Origin of the sequence: Frankia umida (assembly GCF_023242945.1) — a bacterium.
GTDB classification, from domain to species: Bacteria; Actinomycetota; Actinomycetes; order Frankiales; family Frankiaceae; genus Frankia; species Frankia umida.
On sequence record NZ_JALKFT010000011.1, the window covers coordinates 144,036 to 162,755 of the forward strand.

The window sequence follows — 18,720 nt, forward strand, 5'->3', positions numbered from 1 at the left end:
CGTTAAAATCAATAAAATGACCGTTTCCGCGAGTCCGCGCCCTGATGCTGCCGCTGGAGGATCGGCGCCGGCAGTACCGGAGCAGGGGCAGGTCGTCGAGGTCCGCGGCTCGACCTGGGCGGTGGCCCTGGTCGCCGAGCAGGGCCTTCCGCGCAGCCCCGGCGATGAGGCGGTGCCCGGGCTGAACCACGTGGTCACGTTGCAGGCGCTGGACGAGGACCGGCTCGGCGAGGAGCTGACCGTTGTCTGGGAGCTCGAGGTCGGCCACACGATCACCCCGGACCAGGGCCTGCCGACAGTGCTGAACGCCGACGGCTTCGACGACCCGAACCTGCTCGCCGGCTTCGTGGACGCGATGCGCTGGGGTGCGGTGACCTCCGCCGACGACCGGAGTTTCCAGGCGCCGTTTCGCAGCGGCGTCACCGTGGAGGCTTACCAGCTCGAACCGTTGCGCCGGGCACTGTCCTCAGCCCGGACCAACCTGCTGCTCGCCGACGATGTCGGCCTCGGCAAGACGGTCGAGGCGGGCCTTGTCATCCAGGAACTGCTGCTGCGCCACCGGGCCCGCACGGCGATCGTGGTCTGCCCGCCGAGCCTGGCGCTCAAATGGCAGGACGAGATGCGGGACAAGTTCGGCCTGGACTTCACCATCATCAACAGCGAGCGGCTGCGGGAGGTCCGCCGAGCCTACGGGCTGCACGCCAACCCGTTCCTGCTGTTCCCCCGGGTGATCGTGAGCCTGGCCTGGCTGCCCGGGGTACGGGCGCAGCGGATGCTGCGTGACGTCTACGGCCAGACCACGCAGATCAACAGCGCGAAACGGTTCGCGTTCGACATTCTCGTGGTGGACGAGGCGCATCACGTCGCGCCGGCGAGCCCGTCGGTGGTCGGCGGTGGACGCGGCTACGCGGTCGACACCCAGCGCACGGAAGCGGTGCGCGGCCTCGCGAACAGGTGCGAACACCGCCTGTTCCTGTCAGCGACCCCGCACAACGGGCATCCGGAGTCCTTCACCGCTCTGATGGAGATGATCGATTCCAGGCGGTTCTCCCGCGGGGCCCGGCTCGACGAGTCGGCCCTGCGCGACGTGACGGTGCGCCGGCTGAAGAGCGACCTGCCCCACAAGGATTTCCAGCGCCGGCAGTTCCGAGCTCTACCGGTGCAGCCTGACCCGGGTGAGCAGGAGATGTTCGCCCTGCTGGCACGCATCCTGCACGACAGCGCCCGGGCGAACGGACGTGGACCGTCCGGCGACATCACCACGATGCTGTTCAAGAAGCGCTTTCTGTCCAGCCCCTGGGCGTTCACCACCACCCTGGAGCAGTATCTGGCCGCCCACGTCGTTGGCCAGCTCCTGGCCGATCCCGACTACGACGACATTCTCGGCGAGGGGCAGGCCGACGAGGAGGAGGGCCTCTGGGAGCAGCAGGAGGCCAACCACATCCGGGCCAGCAAGTCCACGGATCCGCTGGTCGCCGCCGGGCCAGGCGAGCTGGAGCGGCTCGCGGCCTGGGGTCGGGGATACGAGAACCGCCCGGACGCGCGTCTGGAAGCGTTGATGGTCGAGCTGGACGCGATCTGCCGGCCGGCCGGGACATGGTCCAACGAGCGGGTGGTGGTGTTCTCCGAATACGCCGACACCATCGACTGGTCGCACCGGGTGCTGAGCCAGTTCGGCTACGCGGATGTCCTCGCGGTCATCCAGGGCTCGACACCACCGGAGGAACGTGAGGTCATCCGGGCCCGGTTCACCGCCGACCCGGCGCAGGAAAAGGTGCGGGTTCTGCTTGCCACCGACGCGGCCGGCGAAGGTATCGACCTGCAGTGGTACTGCCACCGGCTGGTGAACCTGGATGTGCCGTTCAACCCGTCCCGCCTGGAACAGCGGATCGGCCGCATCGACCGCTGGGGGCAGAACCGACGGCCGGAGATCTTCTACTTCGCGCCCCCGGCCTCGTCCGAGACCTACGGCGCCGATCTCGCGTTCATGGGGATGATCGCGAAGAAGGTCGCGACGATCGCGTCCGATCTGGGTTCGGTCAACCAGCTGATCAGCACCGAGATCCAGGAACACTTCACCGGACGGGCACCCGCGCGCCGTCGGCGTGACCCCGTCGATGGAAACGCCGTCATCAACCGGGCGCTCAAAGGCGGAATGGACCTCAACGCCCAGCTCACAGCGCTGGAACGTGGATATGACGACGAGCGTGCCCGGCTGCACCTGACACCGGCGAACCTACGCCGGGTCGTCGACACCGCCCTGCGCATCGACCACCAGCCACCGCTGGTGGAAACCGGTGACCAGGACACCGACGCCGCCGTGTTCACCGTGCCGCAACTGAGCCCCGCCTGGCTGCCGGCGCTGACCGGCCTCGACACCGTGCTCACCCCCGGCCAGCTGCGACCGATCACCTTCGACGAGGAGGCCGGCGCCCTGCACCATCTCGTCCACGTGCACCTGGGCCATCCGCTGGTGACGCGGGCGCAGCGGCTGCTGCGCCGCTCGCTGTGGAGCGCAGACGCGCCGCTGAACCGGGTCAGCGCCGTCGTCGTCCCCGACCTGCCCGAGTCGTTTGTGGCCGCGGTGACCCGGATGGTGCTGGTCGGCCGGGGCGGGCTGCGCCTGCACGAGGAGGTCTTCCTCGCCGGCGTCCGGCTGCGTGGACGACGGGCGATGGCAGAGGAACGCGCCGAGCGGCACCTCGACCAGGCCCTGGACGCCACCGACCTGCGCATCGCTGACGCGGAGATCCGCACCGCGCTGGCCGAGACCTGGAACGAGCCGGACTCACCGCTGCGTATCCGACTGCTGGAGTCGATGACCACCCGGGCGGACGCCCACCACCGGCGGGTCAGCGACCAGCTGGCCCGGCGCGAGGAGTCCGACATCCGGCGGGTCCAGGGGATCTACAAGGCATTCGCCCGCAACCTCACCGAGTCGCTGGAGCAGCTGACGACCGCGGAGATGGAGGCGGAGCTGGCCCTGTTCCCCGACGACCAGCAACGCCAACGTCGCCGCGACATCCAGGCGATGCGGGAACGCCTTGAATCGCTCGTCGGAGAGGAGACCCGCGAAGTGGCGACGATCAGCCAACGGTACGAAGAGGTCAAACCACACATCAGCGCCGCCGCTGTCGTGTTCGCTCTGACCGAGGCCGACGCGGCCCAGGCCGGTTCCTGGTGAGCGCCCCTCGCGCGTCCGGTCGCGCCCTCCGCTCCCGTCTCGCCAGCACCCGCCCGGCCAGCAACATTCGCCCTGCCGGCGTTTCCCGCGGAGCCGGGACGGCGTCCGCTCGGCGCCGCGAGCCCAGTGCCGCGGAGCTGCACCGGTCATGGCTGGACCTCGTCGACACCGACGGCCCGTTCCTCGCCGTCCCACCGCTGAAGCGGCTGTGGCCGCAGGGAGTCCCCACGCTCGACCAGGACACCCGCGACACCCTCAACGCCGCCCGCGCCATCTTCGAACGGGCCTGGGAGGCGCTGGACCGCGCCGACGACCCGAGCAGCGAATCCACCCGGACGGTGTTCGGTGAGGCCCAGACCACATGGGTCCGCACGGTCCTCGCCGCCGTCGCCGGCTGGCAGGACATGCTCGCCTGGGGCGCCGCCGCCGCGCCGCAGGCCACGGCACAGTCCCCGAACCGGCAGATCCAGGTGACACCCACCGCCGCGCTGGCCGGCCCGGATGGCCTTGGCGCTCTGGTCAGCGTCATCCCGGCCACCGAGGACCTGCGGGCGGGTGGCACGGACGGCTGGGCCGCGGGCCCGCTCGACCGGATGGCGCACATGTTGCACGAGGGTGGCGTGCCGATCGGCATCGTCACCGACGGCCGCTGGTGGGCGCTGGTCTGTGCCCAGCCCGGCGTCATGGTCGCCTCCGGCATCGTGGACGCCTTCGCCTGGACTGAGGAGACCCGCACCCGCGACGCGTTCCTCACCCTGATCCACCGTCGCCATCTTGTCGGTGGCGCCGCGAACGAGCGGCTCCCGGTGCTGTTCGCCGAATCCGTCGCCGCGGCGGAGGAGGTCACCGAGGCGCTCGGTTCCCAGGTTCGCCAGGCGGTGGAACTGCTCGTCGCCGCGTTCTCCGAGGCACAGTCCGACGCGCGCCGCCACGGTCGCGCCGCCCCGCTGCCCGCCGACGGGCACATCGTCTACGAGGCATGTGTCACGGTCATGATGCAGGTGGTGTTCCTGCTGTTCGCCGAGGAACGCGGCCTGCTCCCGCAGAGCCATCTGTTCACCGCCGGCTACGGCATCAGCGGCGAGCTGGACGCGCTGGAACGCCGCGCCCTCGACGACGGGGAGGAGGCCCTCGATGCCACCTTCCTCACCTGGCACCGGCTGCTCGCCACCGCCCGGGCACTGTCGCGCGGCGCGTCCTTCGAGGACGTGCGCATTCCCGCCTACGGCGGATCCCTGTTCGGCCAGGGCCGTTTCCCGTTCCTGCGTGCCGTCGGCGAACGCGGCTCGCTCGCCACGCCGATCCCCGACCGGGTCATGCTGCATGTGCTGCGCTCGGTGCAGATCGCCAACCTCAGCGGTTCCGACGCCCGCCGGATCTCCTTCCGCGACATCGACGTCGAGCAGATCGGTTACATCTACGAGGGCCTGCTCGGCTACACCTGCACGGTCGTCACCGACATCGCCCTGCTGGGTCTGGCAGGTGCACCAGGCGCCGAACCAGAAATCCCGCTGGAGGTGCTGGAAGACCTTTCCCGCCAGCACGAAACCGATGCCGCACTGGTCGCGGCGGTCCTTGCCTGGGTGAAGACACATCAGCCAGCTGCGAAGGCCGCCAGCGCCTCGGCACTCACCCGGGCCCTGGCGAAAAGCGACAGCCAGGACGCCGCGGAACGTCACCTGCGTGCGGCCACCGACAGTGCCGGGCTACGTATCCGGTTGCTGCGCTGGATGCCGATCGTGCGGCGGGACCTACGTGGCCGGCCCACCGTCATCCTGCGCGGCGGGATGGCTGTCACCGAGACCCCGTCACGGCGCAACGCCGGCGCCCATTACACCCCTCGTAACCTCGCCGAAGAAGTCGTCTTCCACGCCCTCCAGCCGCTGTGCTACGCACCGGGTCCCTATCAGACGCCGGACGAGACCGGATGGAAGCTGAAGACCTCGGACGAGCTGCTGTCGCTGAAGGTCGCCGATATCGCCGCCGGCTCCGGCGCCTTTCTGGTCGCCGCCGCCCGCTATCTTGCCGACCGGGTGGTCGAGGCGCAGGTTAGGCAGGACCCAGCCCTCCGTGGTCGCACCGACCTGCGTATTCGGGCGATTCGCGCCGTCGTCGCGAACTGCCTGTACGGCGCGGACATCAACGGCATGGCCGTCGAGATGTGCAAACTGTCGCTGTGGCTGGTGTCCCTCGACCGGGACCTGCCGTTCTCCTTCGTCGACGACAAGATCCTGCACGGCAACTCGTTGCTCGGCCTCACCGACATCCGCCAGCTCAAGGCCCTGCACATCGACCCGACCCGCCCACAGCAGGCCCGGTTCGGCGACGAGCCGCTGGACGACGTCATCCAGCAGGCCATCGAGATCCGCCGCCGCCTGGCCAGCGAGGTCCAGGAAGACGACCCCCAGCGCAACGCCAACGCCAAACAGCGCCAGCTGGCCCGGCTACACGAGGTCACCCGCCAGCAGACCGTCGTCGCCGACGCCATCATCGCCGCCGGCCTCTGGCTCGGCGGCAAACCAGGCCGCCAGCTCGACGAGGCCTACGGGAATCTCCGGACCGCCGTTGCCGAGGCGTTCCCGGGGCCAGGCAAGAAGCCAGACTCCACCCTGCTCGACGCCATCACCGCCAAGGGCCTCACCCCCACCGTCCCCACCGACTACGACCGCTGGAAGCCCCTCCACTGGGTCCTCGAAGTCCCCGACGTCATGGTCGACCACGGTGGCTTCGATGCCATCATCGGCAACCCTCCGTTCCTCGGTGGCCAGAAACTCACCGGGGCAATGGGAACCAACGTCCGCGACTGGTTCGTGCACCAAATCGCCGGCGGTGCCCGAGGCAGCGCAGACTTAGTCGCCTATTTTCTTCTCCGGGTGGCCGATATTCTTGGCGAAATCGGAACTCTTGGCCTTGTGGGCACTAACACCGTTGCGCAAGGTGCTACTCGCGACGTGGGCCTTGAGCAAATTTTGGATCGCGGATTTGTCATCACTCGTTCAGTTCAGAGCGGAACTTGGCCTTCCGCAACAGCACATCTGGAGTACGCGGAGGTTTGGGGACTCTTGGTAGCGTGGATAGTTCTGTTCCGCGTGAAGCCGATGGTATATACACGGCAAAAATCTCCAGTCTTTTGGAGTCGACGGGGCGTCTTGATCGGAACCCTGTGGGATTGAAGGAGAATGCAAATCTTGCTTTTCAGGGGTGCGTTGTCCTAGGGCCTGGATTCGTTCTAGATCCTGAAACTGCGCTGGCCTGGATCGAATTCGATGATCGATATGGGAAAATTATTCGCCCATATCTGAACGGCGAAGACCTCAACTCGCGTCCTGATCACTCCGGATCTCGCTGGGTGATCGACTTCAATGATCTAGATTTGGATACTGCGGCGTCGTACGTAGATCCGTACCGGCGAGTCCTTGAGACGGTTAAGCCTGAGAGGAGTCGGAATAGCCGCAAAATATATCGAGATTTTTGGTGGCAGTTTGCGGAGAAGAGGCCAGCCTTGCGGAGGGCGATCGGAGGCATGGAGTCCGTGCTTGTTATGGCGCAGGTGAGCAAGACGGTCATGCCGACGATGGTCTCGAATGGTCAGGTATTTGACCAGAAGCTTGTTGTATTTGCAACCGACTCATTTTCCGATCAAGCTGTGTTGTCGTCGAGTTTGCATCAATTGTGGGCTGTTAAATACAGTCCGACTATGCGCCTCGATGTTAGCTATTCTCCTAAGGGGGCGCTCTCGACTTTCCCCTTCCCTGGTTCTACGCATCACCTTGAAGGTCTGGGTGTTAAGTTGAATGAGAGGAGGGCGGATATTCTGATTTCGCGGGGCCTTGGGCTAACGAAGCTATATAACTTGTTTAATGATCCGGATGTGGTCGGAGACGAGGACGTCGAGCTGATGCGGGCGTTGCATGTGCAGGTAGATGAGGCTGTGGTGGCGGCGTATGGGTGGTCGGATGTTGAGTTGGGGCATGGGTTTCATACGTATCGGCAGGTGCGGCGGTGGACGGTGAGTCCGGCGGCGCGGGTGGAGCTGATGGATCGGTTGCTGGAGGAGAACCTGCGGCGGGCGAAGGAGGAGCAGAAACTGTCGGTGCCCGCTGGTAGGAAAGGGCGTGGCGGGCAGAAGGCGGCGGCTGAGGTGGATGGGCAGCACGCACAGGAAGGGTTGTTCTGATGGTGGGTTCGGCACCGCCGTCGGGGGCGCGCTTGGTGCCGGAGTACCGGTTGGCGCACCAGCCGGACGGGTCGTCGGTGACGGTTCGGGAGAACCTCGTCGACATCCTGGAGCGGGAGTTGTTGGGGCCTGCAGGTGGGCCCGAGGAGCTGCTGTCGATCAGCCCGCGCCAGATGTACCTGGTGGGGCATATCGCGCCGGTGAAGCTCGCGGAGAACCGGATCGATGAGGCCGCGGTCGAGGACGGTGAGGCGCTGGCCGCTGCCCGCGATGACCTGTCGGGGCCGACCACGCAGCAGGGCATCCCGGCACTGTCGGCGGAAGACGGTGCGGCCGACAGCGAGGATGGCGACGGTAACGAGGACAGAGCACCCCAGCAGGGGCTGATGATCCCCGCGTCGATGGGGCTGCGTTTTCAGGTGCCCGCCGATCTGGCCGAGGTCACGGTGACCGCGTCGTGGGGCATCTACGAGGGCGTCGCCACCGAGGAGGTCGATCGCAAGGGCCGTCCGCTGCGGGCCTACCGGCGCACTCCGGTGGAGATCGTCGAGCCCGTCCGGCTCGCCGAGCTCACTCCGGGCCGCACCCACACCCGGGTGCTCAGCCAGCAGGTGTGCCTGCGTATCGACGTCTACGAGGACGAGCGGTTCGGCCGCCAGCTGGTGGAGATCGCCCTGTGCAATGACAAGGTGACCCCGCCGACGATCCCGGTCGCCGAGTGGATGTTCCAGACCCGGCTGCACGTGGCCGCCGGGGGCGAGGCGGTGTTCCTACCGGTCCGTGATGTCCTCGAGCAGGACCGCGCCGAGGACGACGAGGAGGTCCGCCGCCTCGACCTGCAGTACCGGCACCGGTTGGAGTTCGCCATTGGCCGCACCTGCTCGGCCGACTGGGCGGCCGAGCCGCGCGGGCGCCGGGCGAGTGCGGTGTGGACGACCTGGCTGCCGACCGCGGAGACCCCGCAGACCAGAGCCGGCTCGGTGGCCGACGCCCTGCTGTCCATGGACGCCTTGGCCCACGCCACCACCGACGAGCTGCGCCATGGGCTCCGTCCACTGGTCGAGGGCTACGGCAACTGGCTCGACGCGCGCGCCAACGAGGCTGCGACGCTGCCGGCCCATCTGCGCACCGACGCCGACGAGGCTGTGCACGAGGCGCGGAGAATTCATGCCCGGCTCGCGGCAGGGCTTGAGCACCTGGTCATCGAGCCGCAGGCGCTGGAGTGCTTCCACTTCATGAACGCCGTCATGCGCGACCAGCGGCTGCAGTCGCAGATCGCCGCCCTGCGTAGTTCCACCGCCGGGCTGTCCCTGGCGGAGGCCAGAGAGCGGGTGCAGGCGCGTGGGCCGGCGGCGGCGTCCTGGTTCCCGTTCCAGCTCGCGTTCATCCTGCTGCAACTGCCCGGCCTGACCGACCCGACGTCGCCGGCGCGCAGTGGCGACATGGCCGGTGTGGAGCTGCTGTTCTTCCCGACCGGTGGTGGCAAGACCGAGGCATACCTGGGGCTCGCCGCCTACACGCTCGCGATCCGCCGCCGGCAGGGTGTGCTGCAGACCGCGGACGGCCCGCTCGACGGGCGCGACGGTGTCAGTGTCCTCATGCGGTACACGCTGCGGCTGCTTACCTCCCAGCAGTTCCAGCGGGCCACCGCGATGATCTGCGCGGCCGAACTGGCCCGCCGCGCCGACGAGGCACGCTGGGGCCACGAGCCGTTCCGGATCGGACTGTGGGTCGGCACCGACGTCAGCCCCAAACGCTGGAACGAAGCCAACGAACAGCTTCGCAAGGCCAACGAGTACGGCAGCGGCTACCGGCTGACCGTCCTACAGATCCAGCGCTGCCCCTGGTGCGGTACTCCGATCACCCCGGCGCAGGTCCGGGCGGATGCCGCCACCCGCCGGGTGTTCGTCTACTGCGGGGACGACCTGGGCCGCTGCCCGTTCTCCCGCGGCGGCGGCGTCGACGAGGGCCTGCCGGTCCTCACCGTCGACGAGGAGATCTACCGGCTCACCCCTGCCTTCGTCATCGCGACGGTGGACAAGTTCGCCCGCCTCGCCCGTGAGGGCGAAGCAGCCTCGCTGTTCGGTTACGTCTCGGGTCGCTGCGGCCGGCACGGCTACGCGCACCCCGACTACGCCGGATGCTCGATCAAGACCAGCCACCGGGCCGAGAAGGGCCTCCCGGCGGCCGGGGTGCGGCCGGTGGCGCGGCTGCGCCCGCCGGATCTGATCATTCAGGACGAGCTGCACCTGATCACCGGGGCGCTGGGCACCACGGTCGGCCTGTTCGAGGCCGCGGTCGAAACGCTCTGCAGTTGGCGGGACGCGGCCAGCCGACCCGTTCAGCCCATGATCGTTGCGTCCACGGCCACCGTCCGCAACGCCGAGGAACAGGTGCGCGCGCTCTACGGCCGGCGCGTGCGGATGTTTCCGCCGCAGGTGCTGGATGTCGCGGACACCTTTTTCTCCGAAGAGGTCCCGATCAGCCCGGACAACCCCGGCCGGCGCTATATCGGCATCAGTGCGCAGGGGGTGCGACTGTCCAGCGCGGAGATTCGGGTGGCCGAGGTGCTGCTGTCCGCCGGGCAGTTGCTGTTCGACCGCAGCGGAGCCGCCGCCGACCCGTACATGACCCTCGTCGGCTACTTCAACGCCACCCGCGAACTCGCCGGCATGTCCCGTTACATCGGCGACGACGTCCAGACCCGGGTGCGCAGCCCCAAGCGCGGTTCTGGTTTCCCTCGCCGCTACGGCTCCTTCGGCTACCTGAACACCGGGGAGCTCACCGCCCGGATCGCCTCCGCCGACATCGGTCGAACCCTCGACGCGCTCGCGCTCGAATTCGACCCGGGCTACTACACCTCGGCTGCGCTGCAGGCCCGGATCGCGGCGGAGGCCGCCGGGCACCCCAGCCCGAAGCCATCCGCGAGTCCGCTCGACGTCGTGCTCGCCACCTCGATGCTGCAGGTCGGCGTCGACGTGCAGCGCCTCGGTCTGATGCTCGTCGTCGGCCAGCCGAAGAACACCGCCGAGTACATCCAGGCCTCCTCCCGGGTCGGGCGCGACCCGCAGCGGCGCCCCGGCCTGGTCGTCGCGCTCGGGAACTGGGCCCGCCCTCGCGACCTTGCCCATTACGAACAGTTCCGCTACTACCACGAGACCTTCTACGCCCAGGTCGAGGCGCTGTCGGTCACGCCGTTCTCACCCACGGCCCTGGAACGCGGCCTCGACGGCGTACTCGTCGCCGCGGCCCGGGTCATGCAGGGCCACCTCGGCGAGCAGGGTCTGTCGCCGGAGCGGGACGCCTGGCGCGTCGAGCAGGAACGGGACGCACTCGACGCACTGGTGACCCGGCTGCGCGCCCGCATCCTCGCCGCGGCGCAGAGCGACACCATCGCCGATCAGGTGGGCCAACGCCTCGCCAACCGACTGGACCAGTGGAGCGCCCGGCGCCAGCATGCGGTGGGTGCCGGGCAGACCCTCGTCTACGAGCATGTCGGCGACTCGAAGGCGCTGAGCGCCCTGATGATCAGCCCGGAGCACAGCCGGGCGCATCCACCGGGACTGCCCCGGCCCCCGTTCGTCGTCGCCAACTCCATGCGCGAGGTGCAGCCGGAGATCAACCTGCTCGTCTCCCCGCTGCCCCAGCGCCTGGCCGTCATCGACCCGCCGGACGCCCCCACCTGGCAGCTACCGGCGCAGGGAGACTGAGATGACCACACCCGACCCCGGCACGCCCCCGGCAGGCGCACCCGCGGCGACACCGATGGACGCGCCGACGATGCTGCTGGCCTCGTCCGGACCGCTGGACCCGCTCGGCGACGCCGAGGATGCCCAGGTCAAGAACCGGGCCAAGGTCGGCTCGGCCCGCCCGTCCGCCCTGCTGTACACCTTCGGCGTCGGATCGATCATGGATCTGCCGCAGTTCTCCATCATGCCGGCGGGCCTGGAGGACTGGGAGCCGATCTGGCGGCGCCGGCAGTTCGTCCCCCAGATCGACGAACCGCGGCTGCTCGACGCCATCCGGATCCTGCTGCCGAAGGTCAGACAGCTACGCCCGTTTCCCTGGCAGCCGGTGCCACACGCCCGCTCCGCCGACGGCAGTGACCTGGGCATTCCGGCACGGGTCTTTCCACAGTGGATGCGCTGCACCGGCTGCGACTTCCTCGGACCACTCGCCCGGTTCGAATACACCAACACCCATCCCTTCCGGCCCGACCTCGCCTGCTTCGAACATGTCGGCTGCCCCGGCCGGCGCCGTCAGACGGACAACCAGCCCAGCGCGGCTGGGAAGGGCAAAGCGCCGAAGAAGCGGCAACGGCGCAGCCCGGCGGTGCCCGCGCGCTATCTGCTGGCCTGCCACGACGGCCATCTGGACGAGTTCCCCTACGCGTTGTGGGTCCATCGGGGGAACGACTGCCCGAAGGGAGCCGAGGCACCACAGCTCAAGCTCATCGACACCAACATCGGGCAGGGCGCGAGCGCCATCATGCGCTGCGAGGCGTGCCAGACGACCCGCGGCATGGGTGAGGCCCGGGGCGACTCCGGGCAGCGCAAGCTCCCCACCTGCCGGGGCCGCCACCCGCACCTGAACGCCTTCGACCGCAACTGCGAGAACCAGACAAAACTGATCATGATGGGTGCGTCGAACCTGTGGTTCTCCGCCACCCAGTCCGTCATCGTCATGCCGCGCACCACCAGCGAACAGCGCACCATCCTCGCCGACACCCTGCGGACCGCCTGCTCAGCTGAAGAGATCACGGCGGTCGCGACACTCCCGGGCATCCTGCGCACCATGCTCGACCGCCGCACCGACCTGACCGGCGTCAGCGACGAGGACCTGCTCGCTGCCGCCGTCCAGGCGCTCGCTCCACCCCCCGACGAGGAGGAACGCGAGGAGCGGCTGCGTACCTGGGATCCGGTGGACCTGCTCGTCCCCGAATGGGAGTACCTGCAGAAGCCCAGCCTGTTCGCGCGCCAGGAGAACGCCAGCGGACTCATGGTCACCGAGCAGCCCACCGGCGACCGGCTGCCCGCGCCGATCAGCCGGGTCATCGCCGTCAACCGGATGAAGAAGATCAACGCCATGATCGGATTCACCCGCATCGACGAGCTCGACCGGGTCGCTGATGTGAGCGGTCGGCTGGTCAAACTGTCCACGCGGCCGCCGACCTGGGTCCCGGCGACCGAGGACCGTGGCGAAGGCGTGTTCCTGCAGCTCGACGAACCCGCCGTGGCCGCGTGGGAAGCCCAGGTGCTGCAGACCAGCGTCTGGAAGGCCCACCAGCAGGCGCACGAGCGCAACTTCACCCGCCGCTTCTCCGTCACCGCGGCACTCGTCGACCCCGCCACCCGGCTGCCAGCTCCCCGCTACTGGCTCGTGCACACCCTCGCCCACCTGCTGATCCGCGAGATGGCCATGGCCTGCGGGTACGGCGCGGCGAGCCTCAGCGAACGCCTCTACGCCTGGCCGGCCACCGACACCCGCCCGGCCGCCGCCGGCCTGCTCATCGCCACCACCGCCGCCGACAGCGAAGGCACCCTCGGCGGCCTGGTCGCCCTCAGCGAACCGGAGCGCCTGCAGTCACTGGTGGTCTCGGCGTTGCGTCGGGCCAGCCGCTGCTCGTCCGACCCCGTCTGCGCCGGCCGGGTGCCGCGCGATCCCGAGGACTTCCTGCACGGCGCGGCCTGCCACTGCTGCTGCTTCGCCTCCGAGACGTCCTGCGAGAAGGCCAACCGCTTCCTCGACCGCCGTTTCCTGCTGCGCCTGCCGACCAGCAACGGCGAGACCGTGCCCGCGTTCTTCGGCACCACCGATGCCGTCTGATTCGATGCCGTCTGACCCCGCTGATCCGCACCGGGCCCTCGGGGAGTTCCTCACCGCGCACGAGGCCGAGCGGCTCGCCGTGGCGCTCGAAGCCGGCGAAAGCACGGCCGGCGCCCTGCGGGAGATCACCCGGATTCGTCGTCCTGAGGCGGGACGATTACTGCGCGCCGCCGGCCTTGGCCATGCCGACGTCTCCTCCTCCGTCGCGATTCTGCACGCCATCGCCGGAGCGCGCTCCATCCGCACCACCATCACCCCGGTGTGGACCATGCCCGGACCCCAGACCACACACGGCCGGCTGACCAGCGAGGTGCTGCGCCTCATCGACGGCGCGCGGATCTCGGTGACCTGCGCCAGCTACAACTTCACCCCCCGCTCCAGAATGTGGGACGCGCTGCGGGCCGCGTCACTGCGCCCCGAGACGACGGTCACCGTCTACGTCGACGCCGTCGCGGGCACCCCACAGCAGGTCGCCGACCACCTCCCAGCCGCCACGGTGTTCGCCACCACCACGCTGCCCGGCACGCCCCGCCCCCTGGTCAGCCACGCGAAAATGATCGTCATCGACCATGCGGTGGTGCTGACGACCAGCGCGAACTTCTCCTACCGAGCGGAAACCACCAACATCGAACTTGGCCTGCTCGTCCACGACACCACCCTCGCCGCCACCGTCGAATCCACCCTGCGCGCCCAGCACGGAACCCTCTTCGGCCACGTCACGCCCGCCATCGCTGCTCGCCAGCGGCGGTGAAATTGCCGGTACGTTGGTTTCTTTGCGTTGTCCACCGATGCCGCACGTGTAACTCGGGGCGCTGGGATATGAGAACTTGACACGGTCTCTCAATATCGCATATATGATATATCGAGATATGTGATATATGATGACCTCTGGCCTGGCCGTCGGAGGGAGACATATGTCGAAGGCTGATGATTCGACGGATGACCAGTCCGCTTCCGACGCTCCCGGAAGTGAGGCCAAGGTACTGGACGGGAGTAGCACGTCGCTGCGTCCTGTGGACTGGGACGGCGGGTCCAGCAGAATCTGGGATTCCCGCCACGGCAACGACGTGACCAACCAGCTTGCTGCCGAGGCCGACGAGCGATGGTCTGAGGAGATCCTGCAGCAGCTTCGGGAGGAGCGGCAGGAGACTGAGCGCGAAGAGGGCGACGACCGAGGCTGAGCGGGCTGCTAGAAACCGGCCTGCACGCGGTCGCTCACCAGTGGTCCCGTCTCGGCTCGGGCTGGAACGGACGCTCGGCGGGACCACGCTCCTGCCGGATCGCCTGGATCGCGTCACCCAGGGCCCGGCGGGCCCTGATGGTGTCCGGGTGGAACGGGCCTTCCTCGCGCATCCGCTCGCGCGACGCGTCGCGGTAGAGATCGACGGCGGCCTGGGGCCTGCCCGCCAGGCGATACAGCTCGCCGAGGCTGTGCTCGTTGTCGCGGGTATCCGGGTGGGGGCGGCCGAGAACCTCTCTGCGGACCGCGAGGATCTGCTCACTGAGCCCGATGGCGCGCGGCAGGTGCCGCCGGTCGGCGGCGCGATAGATGGTGATGAGGTCGTCCGCGGTGCGCAGTGTGCGGGAGTCCGCCAGGCCAGTGGTTCGGGCGCGATGTTCCAGTGCCCGCTCCACATGCGGTATGGCCTCCTCGTACTGGCCGTTGCGGCGTAGCGCGGTGGCGAGGTCGGCTCGGGTTTCGGTCGTTTTGCGGTGCGCTTCACCGAGGACCTGCACGTGTCGGTCAAGTGCGACTTCGAGGTGGGGCACGGCATCGCTGGGCCGGTCGAGCCGCAGGTAGGTCGCGGCAAGCAGCTCCCGGGCAGGATTCGTCGCCGGATACGCCGGGCCATCCCTGCCTTTGCCTGCAGCGAGCACCCGCTCGAGGCGGGGTACCGCCGTCTCCAGCCTGCCACTGATCACATGTACCTGGGCGAGGCGGAAGACACTCTCGACGGTGTCGGAGTGCTCTGGGCCCAGTACCCGGTCGCGTCGCCTGGCAGCGTCGTCGAGCACCCCCTCGGCCTCGTCGCGACGCCCGGCCCGGGCGAGGTCGACGCCCAGGCGGTGCTGGGTGTGCAGGGTGTCGGGGTGGTCTTCGCCGAGGACCGTGGTGCGGGCGGTGAGGGTGCGTTCGAGGAGGGGGAGGGCGTCGCCGGAGGCGCCGCGGCGGCTGTAGGTGACGGCGAGCTGGTGGGTGGTTTCCAGGGTGGCGGGGTGGTCCTCGCCGAGGAGGCGGCGGCGGTCGGTGCGTACGGCGCGCAGCAGCTCGAGGGCCTGGTCGGGGTGGCCGGCGCCGTCGTGGGCGCGGCCGAGCTGGTGGCGGGTGGCGAGGGTGTCGGGGTGTTCGGCGCCGAGCAGGCGGGTGCGGTCGGCCAGGGTGTGGGGGATGAGCTCCAAGGCGCGGTCGAACCGGCCGACACGTTCGTAGACGGTGGTGAGGGTGGCCTCGCTGGCGAGGGTGTCGGGATGGTCCTGGCCGAGGATGCGGCGGCGTTCGGTGAGCAGCTGGGTGGCCAGTGGGCCCGCTTCGGCGAGGCGGTCGGCGGCGATCGCGGCGTGGATGACGGTGGCGCCGGCGGTGAGGGTGTCGGGATGCTCGGGGCCTTGGAGGCGTCCGCGGGTTTCGACGGCCCGCAGGGCCAGTGGCAGGGCATGCCGGCCCTGGCCGTGTTCGACCAGGTAGGCGGCGGCATGCTCGGCGAGCCAGGCGGCGTGCAGGTCGTCGTCCGCGCCGGTTCTGGCCGCAGCCAGACGGCCCTCGGTGCCGTCGGTGTCGTCAGCGTCGTCGGGGCCGTCCAGGGAGGCGAGGACGTGGGGGAGCAGCTCCCGCCAGGCTGGCCAGGCGTCGGGGGTGGCGGTGATCTGCTCGGGCAGGGCGGTGCGCAGCAGGCGGCGCAGCGTGTGGGTGAGGTCGGTGGCGTGGTCGGGGTCGGTGTCGGCGCGGACGGCGGCGCGGACCAGGCGGTGGGCCGTGACCGACGGGCCGTCCCGGTGCGCGAGGCCCGAGCGTTCCAGGGCGCCGACGGTGTCGGCGAGGGCGAGCGGGTCGGTGAGGGTAAGCGGGTCGGCGGTGAGCAGGCGTAGCGGCAGGCCCTGGGCGTCGGCGCGGGCGACCAGGCGGAGCAGTTCGACGGCGGTGGGGGAGTCGGCGGCGAGCGCCCGCAGCGACTCGTCCCACAGGTTCGCGGCGGTGATGCCGGGGCGGCCGGGGGCCTCGCCCTCGGCGAGCAGACGCCGTGGGGCGCGGATGAGTTCCGCCAGGTAGGTCTCGGCGGGTAACCGTCCGGCGAGGATGCGGTGCGCGGCCTGGTCGAGGGCGAGGGGATGGTCGCCGAGCTGCTCGGCGATGCGGCCGGCGACGGTCGCCTCGATGCTGGTGACCCGGTCGGTGAGCAGCGCGACGGACTCCCGGCGTTCCAGCGGCGCCAGCGCGACGGTCATGCCGAGCCGTTCCCAGTCGGGATTGCGGGAGGTCACCAGCACCCGGCCCGACCCGGACGGCCCCGGGACGGGCAGCCACCGCGGCAGGGCCGCGTCGGGTGCGTTGTCCAGGACGATCAGCCAGCGGGCGTCGGCGCGGTCGAGCTGGGCGAGCACGGCGGCCGGCTGCGCGTGGGTGGGCAGGCCCAGCTCCGGTGCGAGGGCGCGGATGCGTTCGTCGAGCAGCTGCGGCCGGGCGGCGGGCACCCACCAGACGGCGTCGAACTCGGCGCGGTGCGCGTGGACGTACGCGGTGGCCAGGCTCGTCTTGCCGACCCCGGCGAGGCCGGTGACGGCGACCAGCGGCGCCCGGGCCAGCGCCGCGTCCACCCGGGCGAGGGAAGCTTCCCGGCCCACCAGCGCCGCCGGTGGCGTCGGCACGTTCCACACCGCGGGCAGCTCGCTGGGATGCGGCGCCAGGTAGGGATGCCGGGGCGGAGCGCCGACGCGGGCCTCGCGGGTGTCGCGGCCGGGGCGATCCCCCCACACGGCGCCGAGCAGCGCCTCCCGTCCGACGCGAGCGCTCAGGTTGGCCAGGTCGATCGGTGCGATCTGGCCCAGCAGCCCGGGGATCGGCTGGTCGGTGACCCGCGCGACCAACAGTCTCCGGCCATGTTCCTCAGGCCCGCCGTCACCTTTCGGACGTCCGGGGGAGTCGCGCCGAGCGGACCAGGCCACCGCCCACTCGTCCACCGCGGTGGTGGAACGCAGATAGCCGTCGGAGACCACGGCGATGGTCTGGCGGGCGTCGCTGGTGGACCGGTCGAGCCAGGCGATGCGGTGGGTGCCGGGCACCACGTCCCAGCAGTCGATGGCGACCCGCAGGCCCTCGCTTTCGAGGGTGTGGGCGATCCACTCGGCCCAGGGACGCGCGTCCTGCGCGTACGACACGAAACAGTCGGGAGCGCCCTCCCCGCCCCCGCCGGTCACCCGATCAGCATGACATAGTCACGTGAATTGACATATCTGCCCGGTGTAATCCATGACGGGAGGAGCATGCGCTCTCGCGGATGGGGACAGTCTCAAGGCGGCGGACAGGGGCCGGAGCTGGTGGCGGGTGCGCAGAAGCGTCGGGTGCTCGGCGCCGAGGAGCTGGATATCGTGAAATGCAGAAGGGAAAGCCATCGTGGCCACCAGCTCCGCCGACCCCGATGACCTGGGCATCTATGTCACGGATGCCACCGCGGCCCGCACGACGCTGTCGACGGCGGCGGCCGGTGTGCGGGCTTATTACCACGAGGTGGTTGCTCGGTTCGGGGCGCAGTACAGCCTTTCGCATCCGGATCTGTGGGCGAAGCTCGATACACATCTGGCTGATGCTGAGGAGCGGGATCGTTTCGTCGGGACGGTGAAGGACGCGTTCGTCGCCGCCGACCGGGGCTCAGCGGGTACGGCTGCTGGAACGGTCACGGTCGACGACAGCCGGATCGCCGCCGGCCTCGCGGTAGCCGGCATCGGCTCACTGCCGACGGCTTCCCTGACTGTCGACGCCCCGGAGCTGCTGGCCCGCACGCCGGACAGCGGTTTCGCGGCTGATCCTGTGTGCACAGCGACCGGCAACCTCGTCGAGCAGGAGATTGACCTTCCGTTGCCTGGTCGGGTGGGGCCGGCCGGGTGGCGGCGGACGTACAACTCCCGTGCGCACGACCGGCCCGGCGCGCCCGGGGTGGATCGGCCGACCCAGCTGCCGCTGCTGGGCGCGACTCTGCACGCCGACGGCGCTGGTTTTCGTTTCACCCGGGGGCCGGGGGAGACCTGGTGGTACGACGAGGCGGGCCAGCCCCCCTCGGCGGGCAGCGCATCTTCGAGTGGACGCCCGGCGGGTGCCTCGCCGCCGTCACTACCCCGATGGCCCGCCGTGAGACCTACGGCTATGACTGGGCCGGTCGCTGGGTGTGGACCAGCAGCCCGTCCGGGGCACGCACTCTCTACCGCCGCGACGACGCCGGCCGGTTGACCGCCCTGGTCACCCCCGCAGGCCGTGAGACGACCTGGGAGTACGACGCCCGCGGCCAGCTCGCCGCCTGGACCGACCCCCTCGGCGGCCACC

The 18,720-nt window shown here is 69.7% G+C and carries 9 protein-coding genes; 8 read left to right on the forward strand and 1 reads right to left on the reverse strand.

Annotated elements, in window-relative coordinates; genetic code table 11:
- Positions 1-16: 16 nt before the first annotated feature.
- The 7 genes from drmD (at position 17) to MXD59_RS13405 (ending at position 14,368) form a co-directional block, all read left to right on the forward strand.
- The gene (drmD, locus tag MXD59_RS13375) at positions 17-3,184 is read left to right on the forward strand and encodes a DISARM system SNF2-like helicase DrmD (RefSeq protein ID WP_248825009.1); all 3,168 of its coding nucleotides are present in this window, start codon (positions 17-19) and stop codon (positions 3,182-3,184) included.
- The gene (locus MXD59_RS13380) at positions 3,181-6,357 is read left to right on the forward strand and encodes an Eco57I restriction-modification methylase domain-containing protein (RefSeq protein ID WP_248825010.1); all 3,177 of its coding nucleotides are present in this window, start codon (positions 3,181-3,183) and stop codon (positions 6,355-6,357) included. Before drmD ends, MXD59_RS13380 begins: the two co-directional genes overlap by 4 nt.
- Positions 6,348-7,361 (forward strand): type IIL restriction-modification enzyme MmeI, encoded by a 1,014-nt coding sequence (locus MXD59_RS26970; protein WP_308301701.1) that lies wholly within the window; start codon positions 6,348-6,350, stop codon positions 7,359-7,361. Before MXD59_RS13380 ends, MXD59_RS26970 begins: the two co-directional genes overlap by 10 nt.
- The gene (drmA, locus tag MXD59_RS13390; RefSeq protein ID WP_248825012.1) at positions 7,361-11,071 is read left to right on the forward strand and encodes a DISARM system helicase DrmA; all 3,711 of its coding nucleotides are present in this window, start codon (positions 7,361-7,363) and stop codon (positions 11,069-11,071) included. Before MXD59_RS26970 ends, drmA begins: the two co-directional genes overlap by 1 nt.
- Before the next feature lies 1 nt (position 11,072).
- Positions 11,073-13,187 (forward strand): MrfA Zn-binding domain-containing protein, encoded by a 2,115-nt coding sequence (drmB, locus tag MXD59_RS13395; RefSeq protein WP_248825013.1) that lies wholly within the window; start codon positions 11,073-11,075, stop codon positions 13,185-13,187.
- 4 nt (positions 13,188-13,191) lie between these two features.
- Complete coding sequence (gene drmC, locus MXD59_RS13400) at positions 13,192-13,938, forward strand: DISARM system phospholipase D-like protein DrmC (RefSeq protein ID WP_248825015.1); 747 nt, start codon at positions 13,192-13,194, stop codon at positions 13,936-13,938.
- Between the two features lie 163 nt (positions 13,939-14,101).
- Entirely contained in the window at positions 14,102-14,368 is a 267-nt protein-coding gene (locus MXD59_RS13405; protein ID WP_248825016.1) for a hypothetical protein, read from the forward strand.
- Between the two features lie 34 nt (positions 14,369-14,402).
- On the opposite strand, the gene MXD59_RS13410 is transcribed toward MXD59_RS13405, so the two are convergent.
- Complete coding sequence (locus MXD59_RS13410; protein WP_248825018.1) at positions 14,403-17,600, reverse strand: tetratricopeptide repeat protein; 3,198 nt, start codon at positions 17,598-17,600, stop codon at positions 14,403-14,405.
- A gap of 196 nt (positions 17,601-17,796) precedes the next feature.
- On the opposite strand from MXD59_RS13410, the gene MXD59_RS26975 reads away from it, so the two are divergent.
- A complete protein-coding gene (locus tag MXD59_RS26975; protein WP_248825020.1) occupies positions 17,797-18,627 on the forward strand; it encodes a DUF6531 domain-containing protein in 831 nt (276 codons plus the stop codon).
- The last annotated feature ends 93 nt before the right edge of the window (positions 18,628-18,720 follow it).